22 protein-coding genes are annotated in these 16,462 nt (G+C 72.0%); all 22 read left to right on the top strand.

The features are described from left to right. The first annotated feature begins 52 nt into the window (after window positions 1–52). The 22 genes from AB0H57_RS24595 (at window position 53) to AB0H57_RS24490 (ending at window position 16,386) form a co-directional block, all read left to right on the top strand. Window positions 53–241, top strand: a complete 189-nt coding sequence (locus AB0H57_RS24595; protein WP_357510224.1) for a helix-turn-helix domain-containing protein — start codon at window positions 53–55, stop codon at window positions 239–241. After that, window positions 241–498: a hypothetical protein gene (locus tag AB0H57_RS24590; RefSeq protein WP_357510222.1), complete on the top strand. Its 258-nt coding sequence runs from the start codon at window positions 241–243 to the stop codon at window positions 496–498. The genes AB0H57_RS24595 and AB0H57_RS24590 overlap by 1 nt, the downstream gene beginning before the upstream one ends. Continuing rightward, window positions 495–1,916 (top strand): AAA family ATPase, encoded by a 1,422-nt coding sequence (locus tag AB0H57_RS24585; protein ID WP_357510220.1) that lies wholly within the window; start codon window positions 495–497, stop codon window positions 1,914–1,916. Before AB0H57_RS24590 ends, AB0H57_RS24585 begins: the two co-directional genes overlap by 4 nt. 127 nt (window positions 1,917–2,043) lie before the next feature. Further along, the gene (locus AB0H57_RS24580) at window positions 2,044–2,217 is read left to right on the top strand and encodes a hypothetical protein (RefSeq protein ID WP_357510218.1); all 174 of its coding nucleotides are present in this window, start codon (window positions 2,044–2,046) and stop codon (window positions 2,215–2,217) included. 40 nt (window positions 2,218–2,257) lie between these two features. Next, window positions 2,258–2,428: a hypothetical protein gene (locus AB0H57_RS24575; RefSeq protein WP_357510216.1), complete on the top strand. Its 171-nt coding sequence runs from the start codon at window positions 2,258–2,260 to the stop codon at window positions 2,426–2,428. A gap of 16 nt (window positions 2,429–2,444) precedes the next feature. After that, window positions 2,445–2,621 (top strand): hypothetical protein, encoded by a 177-nt coding sequence (locus tag AB0H57_RS24570; protein WP_357510214.1) that lies wholly within the window; start codon window positions 2,445–2,447, stop codon window positions 2,619–2,621. Window positions 2,622–2,962: 341 nt separating this feature from the next. Beyond that, the gene (locus AB0H57_RS24565; RefSeq protein WP_357510212.1) at window positions 2,963–4,480 is read left to right on the top strand and encodes a terminase; all 1,518 of its coding nucleotides are present in this window, start codon (window positions 2,963–2,965) and stop codon (window positions 4,478–4,480) included. A gap of 45 nt (window positions 4,481–4,525) precedes the next feature. After that, window positions 4,526–7,396, top strand: coding sequence for an HK97 family phage prohead protease (locus AB0H57_RS24560; protein ID WP_357510210.1), 2,871 nt, complete (start codon window positions 4,526–4,528; stop codon window positions 7,394–7,396). Between the two features lie 23 nt (window positions 7,397–7,419). Then, complete coding sequence (locus tag AB0H57_RS24555; RefSeq protein ID WP_357510208.1) at window positions 7,420–7,707, top strand: hypothetical protein; 288 nt, start codon at window positions 7,420–7,422, stop codon at window positions 7,705–7,707. Window positions 7,708–7,725: 18 nt separating this feature from the next. Then, on the top strand, window positions 7,726–8,325 hold the full coding sequence (locus AB0H57_RS24550; protein WP_357510206.1) for a hypothetical protein: 600 nt from the start codon (window positions 7,726–7,728) through the stop codon (window positions 8,323–8,325). Continuing rightward, on the top strand, window positions 8,325–8,666 hold the full coding sequence (locus AB0H57_RS24545; RefSeq protein ID WP_357510204.1) for a hypothetical protein: 342 nt from the start codon (window positions 8,325–8,327) through the stop codon (window positions 8,664–8,666). Before AB0H57_RS24550 ends, AB0H57_RS24545 begins: the two co-directional genes overlap by 1 nt. A gap of 2 nt (window positions 8,667–8,668) precedes the next feature. Then, the gene (locus AB0H57_RS24540; protein WP_357510202.1) at window positions 8,669–9,079 is read left to right on the top strand and encodes a hypothetical protein; all 411 of its coding nucleotides are present in this window, start codon (window positions 8,669–8,671) and stop codon (window positions 9,077–9,079) included. Beyond that, window positions 9,079–9,441 carry a hypothetical protein gene (locus tag AB0H57_RS24535; RefSeq protein ID WP_357510200.1) on the top strand — a complete coding sequence of 121 codons (363 nt, stop codon included), beginning with the start codon at window positions 9,079–9,081 and terminating at the stop codon, window positions 9,439–9,441. The genes AB0H57_RS24540 and AB0H57_RS24535 overlap by 1 nt, the downstream gene beginning before the upstream one ends. 108 nt (window positions 9,442–9,549) lie before the next feature. Further along, window positions 9,550–10,011, top strand: coding sequence for a hypothetical protein (locus AB0H57_RS24530; RefSeq protein WP_357510198.1), 462 nt, complete (start codon window positions 9,550–9,552; stop codon window positions 10,009–10,011). Further along, complete coding sequence (locus tag AB0H57_RS24525; protein ID WP_357510196.1) at window positions 10,004–11,755, top strand: hypothetical protein; 1,752 nt, start codon at window positions 10,004–10,006, stop codon at window positions 11,753–11,755. The genes AB0H57_RS24530 and AB0H57_RS24525 overlap by 8 nt, the downstream gene beginning before the upstream one ends. After that, window positions 11,755–12,981: a carbohydrate binding domain-containing protein gene (locus AB0H57_RS24520; RefSeq protein WP_357510194.1), complete on the top strand. Its 1,227-nt coding sequence runs from the start codon at window positions 11,755–11,757 to the stop codon at window positions 12,979–12,981. Before AB0H57_RS24525 ends, AB0H57_RS24520 begins: the two co-directional genes overlap by 1 nt. After that, window positions 12,978–14,057, top strand: coding sequence for a DUF5047 domain-containing protein (locus AB0H57_RS24515; RefSeq protein WP_357510192.1), 1,080 nt, complete (start codon window positions 12,978–12,980; stop codon window positions 14,055–14,057). Before AB0H57_RS24520 ends, AB0H57_RS24515 begins: the two co-directional genes overlap by 4 nt. After that, window positions 14,054–14,764, top strand: coding sequence for a hypothetical protein (locus AB0H57_RS24510; RefSeq protein WP_357510190.1), 711 nt, complete (start codon window positions 14,054–14,056; stop codon window positions 14,762–14,764). Before AB0H57_RS24515 ends, AB0H57_RS24510 begins: the two co-directional genes overlap by 4 nt. A gap of 4 nt (window positions 14,765–14,768) precedes the next feature. After that, window positions 14,769–15,287: a hypothetical protein gene (locus AB0H57_RS24505; RefSeq protein ID WP_357510188.1), complete on the top strand. Its 519-nt coding sequence runs from the start codon at window positions 14,769–14,771 to the stop codon at window positions 15,285–15,287. A 2-nt stretch (window positions 15,288–15,289) separates the two neighbouring features. Continuing rightward, window positions 15,290–15,910 (top strand): hypothetical protein, encoded by a 621-nt coding sequence (locus tag AB0H57_RS24500; RefSeq protein ID WP_357510186.1) that lies wholly within the window; start codon window positions 15,290–15,292, stop codon window positions 15,908–15,910. Between the two features lie 3 nt (window positions 15,911–15,913). Beyond that, the gene (locus AB0H57_RS24495; RefSeq protein ID WP_357510184.1) at window positions 15,914–16,216 is read left to right on the top strand and encodes a hypothetical protein; all 303 of its coding nucleotides are present in this window, start codon (window positions 15,914–15,916) and stop codon (window positions 16,214–16,216) included. Next, entirely contained in the window at window positions 16,213–16,386 is a 174-nt protein-coding gene (locus tag AB0H57_RS24490) for a hypothetical protein (RefSeq protein ID WP_357510182.1), read from the top strand. The genes AB0H57_RS24495 and AB0H57_RS24490 overlap by 4 nt, the downstream gene beginning before the upstream one ends. The last annotated feature ends 76 nt before the right edge of the window (window positions 16,387–16,462 follow it).

Raw genomic sequence — 16,462 nt, 5'->3', positions numbered from 1 at the left:
TTCTGCGTGTCGCGCCATTGTCAGAGTGCGCGGAGCGCAGGGAGCGTCGGACGTGGAGAAGTACCTCACCACCGAGGAAGTGGCCGAGCTGGCCCGAACGGTGCCGAGCACCGTCCGCTACTGGCGGCACGTCGGCAAGGGCCCCAAGGGCGTGAAGCGGGGCCGCCGGGTGCTCTACGCCGAGAGCAGCGTGGCGGCGTGGCTGGCCGGCGGGGACGAGCAGGCCAAGGCGAGCGCCTGATGACCGGGCCGGGTCTGACCGACTGGGAGCGGGGGATCGTCGACAGCGCCGTCGTGTCGCGGTCGAACACCCTGCAGGGCATGGTCTGGACGTTCAGCGAGCAGCTGCGTGCCCTCGACGTCCTCGACGCCCACCCGAAGCAGATCGAGGCGGCGCTCGACCGGCTCCACGCCGACATCGTCAAGGCGGCCGACCAGGCGCGCGACCAGACCCGCGCCCTGATGCGCCAGATCTACCACCCAGAGCGCGCCGCGTGACCGCAACGCTCACCGAGGTCTCGCCGCTGGTGCTCGCCGAGCGAGTCGTCATCGGCGTGGCCATGTCCGGCGCGCCCGACACCACGGGGGCGCTGCTCGACCTGCTCGGCCGTGACCACCCGCTCAGCCCACCCCGCCACTCGTACATCTGGCGTGCCGTCGCGGCGCTGCACGACCGGGGCGAGCCCACCGACCCGGCCGCCGTCGGTCATCACCTCGACGCCGCCGGCGCGCTCGGCAAGGCCGGTGGGCTGGAGTACCTGCACACCTGCTATGCCGCCGGCCTCGGCCTCGACGGGCCGTACCACGCCCGGCAGATCCTCGACGACCGCCAGCGCCGCGCCCTGGAGCAGCTCAGCGTCCAGGCCGACAACGCGGCGAAGACCGCCGACCGTGAGGCCCGCATCGCGCGGGTCGCCGAGCTGCGCGAGCTCCTGGACCGCATCGCCGGCACGCCGAAGGCCGCCGGCGGGCACGTCGACCGGATCCGCGCCGCCCTGATCACCCCGGACCAGCTCGACAGCATCCCCGAGCTGGAGCCGCTGATCGGCGACATGCTGTACCGCAACTCCACCGCCTGGCTGATCGGGCCGCCCGCCAACGGCAAGTCGTTCGTGGCCCTGGACATGGCCGGGTCCGTCGCCACCGGCGAGACCTGGCAGGGCAGCCCGGTCGAGCAGGGCCCGGTGCTGTACCTGGTCGCCGAGGGCCTGACCGGCATCAAGCAGCGCATCCGCGCGTGGGAGTCCGGCCAGAACCAGAAGATGACCGGCCTGACCATCCTGCCCGTCGCCGTGCAGGCCGCCGAGGGCGCCCAGTGGGACGCCTTCGTGGCCGTGGCCGCCGAGATGGACCCTCGGCCCAACCTGGTCGTCGTCGACACCCAGGCCCGGGTGACCGTCGGCATGGAGGAGAACTCCGCCCGGGACATGGGCCAGTTCGTGCAGCGGATCGAGCAGCTGCGCGAGGCCACCGGGGCGTGCGTGCTCGTCGTGCACCACCAGGGCCGCAGCGGCGAGCACATGCGCGGCTCCACGGCCCTCGAGGGCGCCGCCACGACCGTGATCAAGGTGAAGAAGGCCGACGACCTGCTCACCGTCGAGTGCGTGAAGCAGAAGGACGCCCCGGAGTTCGACAAGGTCACGCTGCGGCTGATCTCGCACGGACCGGCCGCCATTTTGGCTCTCACGGACCCCGGCCAGGGAGGCGATCCGACGGCCCTGCTTGAGAGCCATTGGCTGAAGCTCTGGTGGGAGTCACATGAGAGCGATGAGGTCAGCGTCAGCGTCCTGACCAAGACCGAAGTCGTGTCCGAGGCGACGTTCCACCGGCAGAAGTTCGCCCTGATCAGGGCCGGTCTGGTGGAGCGCACAGGGGCCGGTCGCAACGTCCGTTACAAGCTCACACGCCAGCCATGAGCATCAATGACTCTCATGGCTCTCAAACGCTCTCAGTGAGCGCCGATCGCCATGGCTCTCACGCTCTCACCACCCCGTAGGGGTGAGAGCGATGAGAGCGATAGCCATCCGAGAGGGGAAGGGATAGATGACCCCCACCGAACAGGCCGAGTGGCAGGAACGCCTCCAGGCCGCCGTGGCCGAGACGCTGCGCAAGCGGGAAGAGCGCAAGCGGATCCGCGACGAGTTCGCCGCCGCCCGGACCATCGGGCTGAAGCGACGCCACCACCAGAAGCTTCACGGCCGGAAGGACAACCAGTGACCGCGAGACCGACGTCAAGAATTCTTGACGGGATGCGGCGATGAGCGGCCGGGCCGTCCGGTGCCGCTACCGGCGACGCAACGACGAGATGTGCGCGGGCGAAGTCGTCGACGCCGACGGCGAGATCCTGCTCTGCGGCAAGCACCTCGCACGGGCGCTCCAGCTCGTCCAGGTGCACATGGTTGCGCAGGCCGCGCACCCTGGTCGCTGAACCCGAGGAGGAGCACGTGAGCAACTGGCGCTGGAACATCGGCATCGGACCCGTCCGCTACAGCAAGCCCATCACCGCACCCAAGACCAGCAAGAAGGCCAGCCCGCTGGGCACCGTCGTCGCCCTGGTCGTCACCCTCGGCCTGATGTACCTGTGCTGCTGGGGCGGAGTCTGGTACCTGGGCCGGTCATGAGCAGAGCGTGGGAGGGCGGCAGCACCAGGACGTGGAGACGCACCCGTGCTGCCGTCCTACTGCGAGACCAGTACCAGTGCCAGGTACGCCTACCCGTGTGCACGGTGGTGGCCACCCAGGTACACCACACCCTGGGCAGGACAGTCACAGGTGACGACCCTGCGTACCTCGTGGCCTCGTGCCAGCCGTGCAACGGGGCAGTGGGTGACCCTGCCGCCCTACCCGACCCCCCTGGACGCTCAGCGACCCGCTGGTGAGGCCCGATTCTTCCCGCCAGAGGGGGATGGACACCCCGCCGTACGTGTCCTTTCCCCCTCCCCGATGCCCAGATAGGAACCGGAATGACCGCCTCTGTCCTGGCCGCGCCGGTGCTCGGCAAGACTGAGCCGCGGCTGTTCACGCCACCCCTGCGGGAGTTGACGCCGGAGACGTCGTACGGCTTCGAGGTGATCGACTTCGCGCGGGAGATCGATCACCCGCTGCTGCCGTGGCAGGAGTTCGCGGTGATCCACGGCGGGGAGCTGCTGCCGGACGGTCGGCCGCGGTTCCGGATCGTGGTGCTGCTGGTGAGCCGACAGAACGGGAAGACTGAGCTGCCGGTGGTGCTGTCGGTGTACTGGCAGTTCCGCAAGAGCGTGCCGCTGATCCTCGGCACGTCGACGCAGCTCAGTTACGCCAAGGAGTCGTGGCAGAAGGCCGTGTCGCTGGTGCGGCGCACCCGGCTGCTGGACGACCTGCACGAGCCGGGCCGCAAGTGGCTGCGGCGGACGAACGGCGAGACGGAGAGCTGGACGCTGGACGGGGCCCGGTACCGGATCGCGGCCAGCAACAGCGAGGGTGGCCGGTCGCTGACGATCCACCGGGGCATCGCCGACGAGCTGCGGCAGCACCGCACGTACGAGGCCTGGGACGCGTTCGAGCCGGCGTGCTCGCCGGAGGACGCGCAGATCTGGTGCCTGTCGAACGCCGGCGACGCCCGGTCGGTGGTGCTCAACGACCTGCAGGACTCGGCGCGCGAGTTCATCGAGACGGGCGTCGGTGATCCGCGGCTGGGGCTGCTGGAGTGGTCGGCGCCGGAGGACGCGGACCCGGAGGACGTCGACGCGCTGCTCCAGGCGAACCCGCGTGTCGGGTACGGCCTGGACCTGGAGGTGCTGAAGACCGGCGCCGCGCGGGCGAAGCGGCTGGGCGGCGAGGCGCTGGCGGGTTTCAAGACCGAGCGCATGTGCATCCGGGTGAAGCTGATGAACCCGGCGATCGACCCGGGCGCGTGGAGCCGGTGCGCCGGGCCGGTCGACCTGGCCGGCGTTCGGTCGCGGGTGGCGCTGTGCGTCGACGTGGCACCGGACCAGCAGCACGCGTCGCTGTACGCCGCCGCGGTGCTCGCCGACGGCCGGGTGGCCGTCGACCACGTCGGCGACTGGTCCGGAGCGACGTGCACGCACCAGTTGCGCCGCGAGCTGCCCGCCCTGATCGCGAAGGTCCGCCCGCAGGCGCTGGGCTACCTGCCGTCGGGGCCGGGCGCGTCGCTGGTGGCCGATCTCGCGGACCGGCGCAAGGCGGGCCGGACGGGCTGGCCGCCGGCCGGGGTGAAGGTGGAGGAGATCCGGGGCGAGTTGACGGCCGTCGCGATGGGCTTCGCGGAGCTGGTGCTGTCCGGCCAGATCGTGCACCCCGACGACCCGCTGCTCAACCAGCACGTGGCCGGGGCGGAGCCGTTGAAGCGCGGCGACGCCTGGGTGTTCAGCCGCAAGGGCGACGGGCACGTTGACGCGCTGTATGCAGCCGCCGGGGCGGCGCACCTGGCGCGGACGCTGCCGACGCCGGTGGGCAAGCCGCGGATCGTGACCGCCCCGTGAGCCGGTGCTAGTTGAAAACCGTTGCCATGTGCGACGATAGGCGGCGTGGGATTCCGGAATCGCGTTGCTGCTTTCTTCGGCGTGCCCACCGCCCGGTTCTCCGAGCCGCCGCCCCGCCCGATCGACAAGCTGATCCTGGAGATGTCGGGGCGCAGTGACTCCCCGCGCATCGGCCGCGTCCAGGCCCTGTCGGTGCCGGCCGTCCTGCGGGGCCGCAACCTGATCTGCTCGATCGCCACGCTGCCGCTGGTGCAGTACGACGGCGACAACACCCCGGTGCGCAACCCGCTGTTCGAGCAGATCGATCCGGACGTGCCCAACGTCGTCACCCTGGCGCAGACGATCGAGGACCTGCTGTTCGAGGGCATCGCCTGGTGGCGGATCTCCGGGTTCGGCTGGGACGGCTACCCGGTGAACGCGCGCCGGCTCGACCCGCTGCGGGTCACCCTCGACGAGGACGGCACGGTCTGGGTGGACGGGAAGCGGGTGCCGGCCACCGAGCTGATCCGCTTCTACAGCCCGAATCCGGGGCTGTTGTCGTCGGCGGGCCGGCCCATCAAGCGGGCGCTGCTGCTTGAGCAGCTCGCCGCGATGTACGCCGACAACCCGAGGCCGCTGGACTACTTCACCCCGACCGAGGGTGCCGACCCGGCCGACGACGACGACATCAAGGACGTGCTGGCGAAGTGGCGCAAGGCCCGCAAGGAGGGCAGCACCGCCTACGTGCCGGCCGCCCTGAAGTACAACGCCGCGGACCAGCCGACCCCCGCCGACCTCCAGCTGGTCGAGCTGCAGAGGCAGGCCACGTTGGACATCGCCAACGCGCTCGGCCTGGACCCGGAGGACCTCGGCCAGTCGACGACCAGCCGCACCTACCAGAACGCCACCGACCGCCGGCAGGACCGCATCAACGACACCCTGTCGCCGTACATGCGGGCGGTCACCGACCGGCTGTCGATGGGTGACGTCACCAAGCGCGGCCACCAGGTGCGCTTCGACGTCGACGACTACATGCGCGCGGACCCGCGGACCCGCTGGGACGTGTACGAGAAGGCGAAGAACATGGGGGCGATCACCGTGCCGGAGATCCGCGCCGAGGAGAAGATGCCCGCCCTGGACCCGGCCGAGCTGCCGCAGCCCGCGCCCGCCCCGGCGCCCGCCGAGGTGTCGGCGACCGGGCCGGCCCGGCTGGTGCTGTCCCGCGAGTCGGGGCTGACGTTCGACGACGTGCCCGCCTCGACGTTCGCCGTCGACGAGGACTCCCGGACGATCACCGGCCTGGCGGTGCCGTACGGGCAGGTGGCCCGCTCCGGTGGCCGGCAGTGGCGGTTCGCCGCCGGCTCGATCCGCTGGTCGGCGGAGAAGCGCGTCAAGCTGCTGCGCGACCACGACCACGCGCAGGCCATCGGCTACGCCACCAAGCTCACCGAGACGCCGCAAGGGCTGGTGGCCACGTTCAAGGTGGCCCGCGGCCCGCGCGGTGACGAGGCGCTGGCCCTGGCCGCCGACGGGGTGCTCGACGGCCTGTCGATCGGCGTGGACTTCACCGACGACGCCTTCACCAAGGACCCGGACAACGCGGCCACCTGGCTGGTGAAGCGTGCCGCACTGCGCGAGGTGTCGCTGACCGCGATGCCCGCGTTCGACGACTCTCGCCTGACATCCGTCGTGGCGAGCAGAGAGGGAGGTAGCAACATGCCATGCGCCACCTGCGGGCAGGTCCACGCGGAGGGCGTGGCGTGCACCGCTTCCACCACTCCGGCCGCCACCGCGCCGGACACCGGACCGGCCACGTTCACCATGGAGCAGGTGCTCCAGCTGATGCAGGCGCAGGGCCAGCCGCAGGCGCCCGCGCAGCCGGAGGGCCGGCAGGTGGTCAACCCGACGCCCGGCGGTGCCGTGTTCGTCGACGAGCCGACCCCGTACACCTTCGACGCCAAGGGCCACCTGCAGAAGGGCACCCACGACTTCAGCACCGACCTGATCGCCGGCAGCAAGGGCGACGCCGCGGCGCTGGCCCGGGCCGAGACGTTCATGCGCGAGCAGTTCGCGGTGACGCAGACCAACGTGTCCAGCCTCAACCCGACCCGGCAGCGCCCCGACATGTACGTCGACCAGCGCGAGTACCGCTACCCGGTGTGGGAGGCGATCAGCAAGGGCTCGCTGAGCGACAACACCCCGTTCACGTTCCCGAAGTTCTCCAGCTCGTCCGGCCTGGTCGCCAACCACACGGAGGGCACCGAGCCGACCCCGGGCGCGTTCACCGCCACCAGTCAGACGGTCACCCCGTCGGCGGTGTCCGGGAAAATCGAGATCACCCGCGAGACGTGGGACCAGGGCGGCAACCCGCAGGTGTCCAACCTGATCTGGCGGCAGATGACCCGCGCCTGGTACGAGGCGCTGGAGGCCGCCGCGGTCAAGGTGCTCGACGATGCCACCCCCACCGCCATCGCGCTGACCGCCGGCGGCGGCACCACCGGGCAGGCCCTGGCCGCCGAGCTGAAGGCCGCGTTCGCCGCCCTGCAGTTCATCCGGGGCGGGTTCTCGATGGACACCGCGTTCTCGCAGATCGACCTCTACAAGGCGCTGGCCGGGGCGAAGGACAACGACGGCCGGCCGCTGTTCCCGATCCTCGGCCCGACCAACGCTGACGGCTCCACCCGGTCCCGGCTCGGCGCGATCGACGTGGACGGCGTGCAGTTCCTGCCCGCCTGGGCGCTGGCCGCGACCGGCTCGGTGGTCGCCAGCTCGTACCTGTTCGACCGGGAGGTCGTGCACGGCTGGGCGAGCGCCCCGCAGCGCCTCGACTTCCAGTACCGCGTCGCGTACGTGGATCTCGCGATCTGGGGCTACAAGGCCACCGCGATCAGCGACATCAACGGCGTCCGCGAGATCACCTACGACCCGGTGCCGTGAGCCGGAGCAGAGGAGCAGTGACCATGGCGAACACCCCGAACAAGCCGGCCGACGCGGGCCGGATCACCGCGCTGGAGGAGGAGAACCGGGCGCTGCGCGAGCAGCTCGCCGCCGCCGGCCAGCCGACCCGGCAGAAGCCGACCGAGCCGTCCTACGCCCTGTCCGAGGGGCAGCGGGACGAGCTGGAGCGCACCGGCCGCACCGTGTCGCCGTTCACCGGCGCCCGGCAGGTCGGCACCGGCAAGCCCGGCGACAAGCCGCGTGAGGCGTCGGCGGACGAGTTCGCCACCGCGAAGCCGAACCGGAAGTAACGGAAGGGGGTGACCGTCGTGGGGATCGCGGCACTGTCGAGCACCAGCGCGCTGCTGCCCGTCGGTGGGCAGTGGCTCATCGACGTGCAGGCGCGCGACCTCGACGGGTACGCGGACGTCGCCGCGCCGACCGCGACGGTCACCCCCCCGGCCGGCGGCGTCGCGCTGCCGGCGGTGGAGGCGGTGGGGACGGGCCGCTACCGGGCTACGTACACCGTCGACGCGCCGGGCCGCTACATCGCCCAGGTGGCCACCGGCGGCGACGCCGTGTACTTCGCCGCGTACGTCACCGCCACCACGACCACGACCGGGATGCCGACCACCGACGACGTCGCCGACTACTTGCGCGAGGGCGCCGCGTCGTGGGACACCGCCGACCTGACCGACGCCCTGGACGCCGAGGCCGCCGCGCAGCGGGCAACCTGCCGGGTCGGCGCGGTCTACCCGGACGACCTGCGTCAGGCGCTGCTGCGGCGCGTCCAGCGGAACCTGGCCATGCGGCAGCTGCCGCTGGCGGTGATGCAGGGCGACGCCGAGCTCGGCCCGACCATGGCCCCGGGGCGTGACCCGGAGGTCCGCCGCCTCGAGGCCCCGCACCGCCGGCTGGCGGTGGGCTGATGTCGCTGACCGGGGCCCGGGACGCCATCGCCGCCGCGCTGTCGACAGCCGACGGGGTGAAGGGGTACGCGTACCGGCCGACCACGCCGCGGTCGGGTGACGGGTGGCCGCTGCTCGGCCCGCTGGACCGCGCGGACGGCCGGGCGTTCACCGTCACCTGGCGGGTGCTGGTGTACCTGCCGCAGGACGAGCGGGGCGCGTCGGAGTGGATCGACGCCCACGCCGAGTACCTGGTCGACGTCCTGGAGCCGTTGGGCTTCGTCGACCGCATCGAGCCCGTGGCGTTGGGCGCCAGCGGCTCAGACCAGTACGCACTGCAGATCACCATGAGGGGTGAATGACCATGCCCGCAGCGACCGGCGCCCACGTGTTCAAGAACGCCGTGGTCACCATCGACGAGGTCGAGTACGCCAACCAGCTGAGCAAGGCCCGGCTGGTGCCGGACCAGCCGGTGCAGACGATGCGGACCCTCGTGCCGGACGGCGTCGTGCAGGACGTCGACAGCCCGGTGTGGACGTTCGAGATCGCCGGCCTTCAGATCAACGCCACCGATGGGCTGGCGAAGGCCCTGCGCACGGCGGCCGGCACCGAGATCGAGGTGACGTTGCAGCCGAAGGCCGGCACCGGGCAGGCGACCGCCACGTTCACCGTGCTGGCGCTGATGCCGGAGTTCGGCGGCGAGCAGGGCAACTGGCTCACCCAGGAGCTGACCCTGCCGGTCGTCGGGCAGCCGGTGTTCGGGACGAGCGCCTGATGGCCCGCATCCAGGTGGAGCTGCGCGTCGAGATGGAGGACGGCACCACGTACGACGTGGTCGCCGACCAGCGCGACGTCGCCCGCTGGGAGATCCAGGACTTCGGGTGCCCGTTCTCCGACATCGACTCCCGGCCGATGCTGGCGCTGCGCTGGCTGGCCTGGTCGGTGCTGACCCGGCGCGGCGAGATCACGATGACGTGGCCGGAGTTCGACGCGGTGTGCCTGGAGGCCGGCGACCCGGGCGACGGCGACGGCCAGGGCGGTGAGGTCACGATCGGCGTGGACGCCGAGGACCCTGGGACGCCGGCTCCGTCCGGGCGGACCTCGTCGCGCTCGCGTGGCGCACAGGGCAGCCGCTGACGGGGCCGGCTGGCCTTGAGTCCTGGCATCCGCGGGACCTCGCCACGCTGGAGGACCTGATCGAAGAGCACGACGCCGCGGCACGGCGGGCGCAGAGGGGGTGACCTGGTGAGCGACAGTCTGGAGGCGCTGATCCGTGACCTGCGGACGTTCGACCGCCGCAAGGAGGTCACCAACGCGCTGGCCCGCAACGTCCGCAAGCCGGTCCCCGCGGTCCGCAAGGCGATCCGGCAGCGGGCCCTGGCGGTGCTGCCGGCCCGGGGCGGGTTCGGCCGGTGGGTGTCGAAGCTGTCCATTACCGCCCGGGTGAAGCTGCAGGGCCGGGCCGCCGGCGTGAGCCTGAAGGGCCGTCGCAAGGGCTTCCCGGACAAGCAGCCGAAGGTGGACCTGCGGCGCATCGACCAGGGCCGGGCCGCCGCTCCGTCGTGGGGCCGCCGCGGTGACGGCGACTGGCACTTCCAGCAGGTGACCCCGGGGTTCTTCTCCGAGACCGGGGCGGAGTTCGACGGGTGGCGCAAGGCCACCCTGGACGCCGTCGACGAGGCCCTGGAGGTGATCCGCCGTGGCTGACCGGGACGTGACCCTCGACGTCGTCGCCCGCGACCGGACCAGCCCGGCCATCCAGTCGGTCAACCGCAACCTGAAGCAGGTCGAGAAGTCGTGGCGGGACGTCGACGGGCAGGGCAAGAAGACCCTGGCCGCCGCGCAGCACATCGCCTCGACGTGGGGCAGCGGCCTGGCGAAGATCGGCGGCGCGACGTCCCGCTGGGCCAACTCGGGTGACAGCGCGGGGAAGAAGTTCGCCCGCGGCCTCGGTAAGGGCGTCGGCCAGGTGGCCGAGCTGGGCGGGTCGATCGGCGGCGGGCTGGCCAAGGCCGTGTCGGCGGCCGGCCCGTACGTGCAGCTCGCCCTGGCCGGTGTCCTCGTCGGCGCTGCGGTGGCTGCGGCTCCGGCCGTCGCCGGGGCGATCGTCGGTGGCGCCGCCCTCGGTGGTGTGGTCGGCGGGGTGCTCATCGCCGCGAAGGACGCCCGGGTCGCTGGCGCGTTCGCCGACCTGAAAGAGACGGCCGGCGCCCAGCTGCGGCAGGCCGCGCAGCGGTTCGTGCCGGCCACCCTCGACGCGATCGGCCGGGCGAAGGCCGCCTTCCGGGGGATGATGCCCGACCTGAAGCGGCTGTTCGACGTGTCCGCGAACTGGGTCGCTCCGCTGACGGACTCCCTCGGTCGGGCCGCGCAGTCGATGCTGTCCGGGATCACCGCCGCCGTCACGAAGGCCGGGCCGGTCGTTGCGCAGATCGGCGCCGGGATCGAGGGCATCGGCCAGGTGGTGGGGAAGGTGTTCTCCGACCTGTCGGATAACGGCGCGTCGATGGCGCTGGGGCTGAAGGGTCTGTTCGAGCTGCTGAAGGCCACCATCGGTGGGATCGGTGGCGCGCTTAACCTGCTGACGGAGGCGTTCGAGTTCTTCGTCAACAAGATCCCCGGCGGCAAGCAGCTGCTGGACTCGATGACGTCCAGCCAGGACGGGGCGAAGACCTCGGCGTGGAATCTGACCAGCGGCTTCCGCGAGCTGGGTGATGGTGCCGACGCGGCTGCGGACGGGATCACCCGGGCGCGGGAGAAGGCCGACGAGTTCGCCGACTCGAACCTGTCGCTGCGGGATGCGCAGATCGCCGCTCGCAGCGCCATCGCCGACGCCACGAAGACGCTGAAGGAGAACGGGGCGGCGAAGGGCTTCAACACCCAGAAAGGCCGGGAGAACGAGTCCGCGCTCAACGCGATGGCGTCGGCGTTCAACCGGGAGACGGAGGCCGGCGACAAGTCGGGCCGCTCCGCCCGGGACGCCAGCGACGCCTACCAGAACAACCGGGCCAAGCTGGTCGCGATGGCGGAGAAGGCCGGCTACAGCGCCGGCCAGGCCCGTAACCTCGCCGCGCAGCTGCTGAAGGTGCCGAAGAACGTCACCACCGACATCAACGCCGACACGAAGGCGGCGTCGGCCGCGGTCACCACCTTCCAGAAGAAGGTGAACGGGCTGAAGGGCAAGACGGTCACCGTCACCGTGCGGGTGAACAACACCGGCGACCACTACATCCCGGGCGTCGGCACCCAGGTGAAGAACGCGGCCGGCTCCAGCTTCATCGACGGCACCGCCGGCAGCTTCCGCACCGGCGGCCCCACCCGGGTGGAGGCCAGCGTCAACCAGACGCTCAACGTCAACCTCGACGGGGCCCCGTTCTACGCGTACACCGCCCGGGCGGTCGCCGACGACCGGCGCCGTACGGCCTGGCGGCAGAAGGTGGGGAGCCGGTAGTGGCCGAGATCAGCGCCGCCCTGCAGGACACCTGGCCGCCCCGGGTGCTGGTGACCGTGCAGTTCCTCGCCGACGAGTCGGTGGCCGTGTACCGGGAGGTTGGTGGGGTGCGGACCCCGCTGCGTGCCGGGTCGGCCGGGCCGATGTCCGGGGTGTTCCTGCGCACCGACGCGGAGCTGCCGTTCGGGGTGCCGGTCAGGTATGTGGCGTCGCTGTCCGGCGGGCTGGTGGAGCACCGGACGGACCCGGTGACTTATGTGCTGCCGGGCGGGCGGGTGGCCGTGTCCGACGCGATAAACGGCAACGCCGCCGAGGTGACGATCCTGGCCTGGGACGAGAAGGCGGTCGGCCGGCAGGCGTCGGTGTTCCGCGTCGGTGGCCGCAACATCGCCGTCGTCGGCCCGATGGGGCAGTTCGAGAGCACCATCGAGCTGTACGTCGAGACGACCAGCTCCCGGGACAATCTGGCCGCCACCATCGCCTCGGCGACCGAGGGCATCGTGCAGATCCGCCAGCCCGGCGGGTACGACGGTGTCGACTCGTACCTGTCGGTGCTCGGCGTGCGGGAGCGCCGGTGGTCGCAGGACGGCTCCGATCAGCGGCGGGTGTTCGCCCTGGACGTGGCCCAGACCGACGCGTGGGCGGGGAAGCTGGAGGCGCGCGGGTTCACCCTCGCCGACGTCGCCGCCCGCTACGACGTAGCCGGGCCCAACCTGCTGCCCAATCCGACGTTTGAGGTCGACGCCGCCGGGTGGCTGCCGTTGGGCGGCACGGTGGCCCGGTCCACCGCGCAGGCGCACCAGGGCACCGCGTCGCTGCTGCTGACCCCGAACGGCACCACCGCCACTGTTGAGGCCCGCATAGACCCGCCCGTGGCTGTGGTGGCGGGCAAGGTGTACCGGCTCGCCGCGTGGCAGCGTGTCGGGTCGACCCGGCTCACTGCCGTAGGAGTCAACTTCTACAACGCGTCCAACGTGATCATTTCGTCGGCGAGTCAGCAGACAGAACCGATCGACAACACGTGGACGCTCAACGAGACGGAGGTGACCGCGCCGGCCGGCGCGGTCGCTGCGCGGATGGTCGGCGGCTCCCTCACCGGCACCCCACCCGCGTCGTCGCTGCTCTACATCGATGACGCGTGGTTCGGCAAGGCGTACGAGTCCCTGACCGCGCTGGCCGCCGACTACGCGACGCTGCTCGACCTGGCGCAGGGGGATTTCTCGTGATCGGGCTGTCGGCGGAAGCGTTGTCGGTGCTGACCGGCTCGTACGAGCTATACCAGCGGGTCGAGTCGTGGCTGGGCGGGCAGCTGCTCGCCGACGACGTGCCGATCGACGCGGCGACCGAGGAAACCGACCGGGGAATCCGGGTGCCGGAGCGGCTCACCCTCACCGTGCCCCGCCGGGCGGGCGGCCGGTCGTGGTCGCCGGTCGCCGACGATCACCCCCTCGCCGCGAACGGCCAGAGGCTGCGCGTGCAGCTCGGCATCGGCCTGGGCAACGGGCGGGTGGAGTGGATCCAGCGCGGCTGGTTCGTCATCCGCGACTCGGGCACCGAGGGCGACGCGGTCAACGTCGAAGCCGTCGGGTTGCTCGCGCTCCTCGAGGAGGCCCGGCTCGTCAGCCCGTTCCAACCGGCCGGCACCCTCGCCTCCACGCTGCGGGCCCTGGTCGAGCCGGCGCTCACCGCGGTGGTCGACGTCGGCCTCACGGACCGGGCGGTGCCGGCCGGCATCAACTGGGACGAGGACCGGCTGGCCGCCGTGTGGGAGCTGATCGACGCCTGGCCGGCCGACGCGCACGTGACCGAGGACGGCTACCTGTCGGTGCGGCCCGCGACGCAGCCCACCACCCCGCTGCTGTCGCTGACCAACGGCACCGGCGGCACCATCATCACCGCGTCCGGCTCGTCCACCAGGGATGAGGCGTACAACGTGGTGGTCGCCAGGGGCACCGCCCCGGACGGCGGGCAGGTCCAGGGCGTCGCCTACAACTACGACGGGCCGAAGGCGTACGGCGGGGACTTCAACCCGCTGCCGGTGCCGTTCTTCTACTCGTCGCCGCTGCTGACCACCGTCGCGCAGTGCCGGCAGGCCGCAGCGACCCGGCTGGCCACCCTGAAGCGGCGCACCTCGCGGGAGTTCAAGGTCGTGATGGTGCCGCACCCGGGCATCCAGGTCGGCGACGTCGTCGCGGTCACCACCGACGACTACACCGGCCTGCCGTGCTCGGTGGAGGCGCTGACCCTGCCGTACGTGGCCGGCGGCGGGTCGCAGACGCTGAAGGTGAGGGCACTGGCATGAGCGCGATCCTAGCCACCGCCACCGCCGCGAAGAGCGGATCCACCGTCACCGCCACCGTCAACGGCACGCCGACCACCGTGCAGGTGGCCCGGGACCTGGCCGTCGCGTCGGGGGACGTGCTGGTGGTGGAGCGCATCGGGTCGCAGTGGTTCGCCGTGGCCCGCGGCTTCGCCACCGCGCCCACCGCGGTGGACAACGACGCCCCGCCGACGCCGCGGCCGGCGGTGACCAGCGGCCGGCTGGCGGTGTCCCCGGTGGAGACCCGCTCGTACCGGCCGGCCGGCGGGTGGCGTGGCGACGTCGACGACGTCCTCCAGGGCGACTACGGCGGCAACCACACCGGCGCGGCGTTCTACGCGACGAAGCCGCGCAGCCTGGCCGGGGCGACGGTCACCGCCGCGACCGTGCGGGTGCGGCGGCTGCCCGGCGGGGACCACGCAGCCCAGGCGACCACGCTGCGCCTGGTCACGGAGGCGGCCCGGCCCGCCGGCGCACCGACCCTCGGCGCGAGCACCGCCGGGCCTGCTCTGGCGGTCGGCGGTGAGCTCGAGTTCGCGGTGCCGCTGTCGTGGGCGCAGCAGCTCGTCGACGGGACCGCCGGCGGGCTGGCCGTCTACGACGCGACCGGCGCCCCGTACGTGCGGCTGGCCGGCCGCGGTTCGTGGTCGCCGGCGTTCACCCTGACGATCATGTGGCAGAGAGGATAGAGCCGTGCCCACGACCAGTAAGGGCATCACCTACCCGGCGTCGTACGGGCACACCCGTATCTGGGAGCACCTGGAGACGTTGGCGACCGACGTCAACCGGATCCTGACTGACGGCAGTGTGTCCGGGGCCCGGATCGCCACCGCCACCCACGACACCGACTCCGGCACCTTCACGACCGCGGAGACGGTGATCGCGTCGGTCACGGCGACGCTGAAGGCGGGCCGCACGTACCGGGTGCGGTGGGTGACCCGCATCGGCACGTCGGTGGCCAACGACATCGCCACCCCCCGCATCCGCGAGGACAACGTCTCCGGGGCGGAGCGGACGGTGGACTTCCTGCCGCTGCCCAACGCCGGCACCGTCGGGAACCTGTTCATCGTCGAGACGGAATACACCGCGGCGGCAGACGGCGCGAAGACGTTCGTCGGGACCGCGCAGCGGGCGTCGGGCACCGGGAACCTGTACCGGGAGGCCAGCAGCAACCGCCCCACGTACCTGTACGTCGACTACGTGAGGGGCTGACCGTGACCGCCCCGTACCTCGCGCCGTCCCTGGCGGTGCTGCGCGACGAGATCAACCGGCGGTGGCCGGGTCGTGACAAGACCTCCGACGGGTGGATCGGCGACGCCCGCCACCGGGCCACCCGCAGCGACCACAACCCGAACGAGCGCGGGTCGGTCGACGCGATCGACATCGACGAGGACGGCATCAGCTTCGCCGTGGTGTTCGCCGCCATCAAGCGGCACCCGTCGGCCCGCTACGTCATCTACGAGCGGCGCCTCTACCACCGGCTGCGCGGCTGGCGGCCGGAGCCGTACGGCGGGGTCAACCCGCACGACAAGCACGTCCACGTCAGCATCGACCAGACCCGGGCGGCGGAGCAGGACCGCCGCCCGTGGGGACTCTTGGAGGACGACATGCCGCTCACCCCCGCCGACGCCAACACCGTCTGGGCCGCCCAGGCCCGCGAGTACGTCGACCAGGACGGCAACAAGATCCGCGACGACCGCACCGCGAAGGACATCCTCTGGTCCGCCCACGCCACGGCGGTCAGGCTGAACACCGAGATGAAGCAGCTCCGTACCGAGGTGACCCAGCTGCGCACCCTGCTCCAGGGCGTCGCGGAACGCCTCTCCCAGAGGTAGGCCATGACCCTGCAACAGTGGGCCGGCGCTGGCGTGGTCCTGGGCGTGCTGCTCACCGCGCTGACCCTGGCCGTGATGGTCGGCAAGCCGCTGCGGCGGCTGGCCCGGCAGAACGACGAGTTCCGCGAGGACTGGTATGGCCGGCCCGCCCGGCCCGGCCGGGTCGCCGTGCCCGGCGTGCCGGAGCGCCTCGCGCTGATCGAGAAGGAACTCAAGCCCAACTCCGGCAGCACGCTGCGCGACGCCATCGGCCGCCTAGAGCAGCGCCTGGAAGACCACATCCGATCCCACGGAGGGACCACATGACCTGGAAGCCGTACGCCAAGGCGCTCGTGGGCGCCGCCGTCGCCGGGCTCGGTGTCCTCGGCACCGCCCTGGTCGACAACACCGTCACCCCGGCCGAGTGGGTGGGTGTGGCCTCGGCCGCCCTGGCCGCGCTCGGCCTGGTCTACGCCGTTCCGAACCGGCCCGCCTGATGCCGGGACAGCCCCGGCCAGGCGGCCCGCCCGGACCCATCGGACCGAGCGGGCCGCGGCCGAAATTCGGAACCCG

Origin of the sequence: Micromonospora sp. NPDC050686, from assembly GCF_040654475.1 — a bacterium.
GTDB lineage: Bacteria > Actinomycetota > Actinomycetes > Mycobacteriales > Micromonosporaceae > Micromonospora.
The sequence above is the reverse complement of the archived record's forward strand: the minus strand, read 5'-3'. Positions and strand labels throughout refer to the sequence as shown.

What these genes read in the sequence shown, in the direction of transcription:
- AB0H57_RS24590 (WP_357510222.1), top strand. Translation starts at nt 241, where the DNA reads ATGACCGGGCCGGGTCTGACCGACTGGGAGCGGGGGATCGTCGACAGC.
- AB0H57_RS24580 (WP_357510218.1), top strand. Translation starts at nt 2,044, where the DNA reads ATGACCCCCACCGAACAGGCCGAGTGGCAGGAACGCCTCCAGGCCGCC.
- AB0H57_RS24575 (WP_357510216.1), top strand. Translation starts at nt 2,258, where the DNA reads ATGAGCGGCCGGGCCGTCCGGTGCCGCTACCGGCGACGCAACGACGAG.
- AB0H57_RS24565 (WP_357510212.1), top strand. Translation starts at nt 2,963, where the DNA reads ATGACCGCCTCTGTCCTGGCCGCGCCGGTGCTCGGCAAGACTGAGCCG.
- AB0H57_RS24555 (WP_357510208.1), top strand. Translation starts at nt 7,420, where the DNA reads ATGGCGAACACCCCGAACAAGCCGGCCGACGCGGGCCGGATCACCGCG.
- AB0H57_RS24545 (WP_357510204.1), top strand. Translation starts at nt 8,325, where the DNA reads ATGTCGCTGACCGGGGCCCGGGACGCCATCGCCGCCGCGCTGTCGACA.
- AB0H57_RS24540 (WP_357510202.1), top strand. Translation starts at nt 8,669, where the DNA reads ATGCCCGCAGCGACCGGCGCCCACGTGTTCAAGAACGCCGTGGTCACC.
- AB0H57_RS24535 (WP_357510200.1), top strand. Translation starts at nt 9,079, where the DNA reads ATGGCCCGCATCCAGGTGGAGCTGCGCGTCGAGATGGAGGACGGCACC.
- AB0H57_RS24510 (WP_357510190.1), top strand. Translation starts at nt 14,054, where the DNA reads ATGAGCGCGATCCTAGCCACCGCCACCGCCGCGAAGAGCGGATCCACC.
- AB0H57_RS24495 (WP_357510184.1), top strand. Translation starts at nt 15,914, where the DNA reads ATGACCCTGCAACAGTGGGCCGGCGCTGGCGTGGTCCTGGGCGTGCTG.
- AB0H57_RS24490 (WP_357510182.1), top strand. Translation starts at nt 16,213, where the DNA reads ATGACCTGGAAGCCGTACGCCAAGGCGCTCGTGGGCGCCGCCGTCGCC.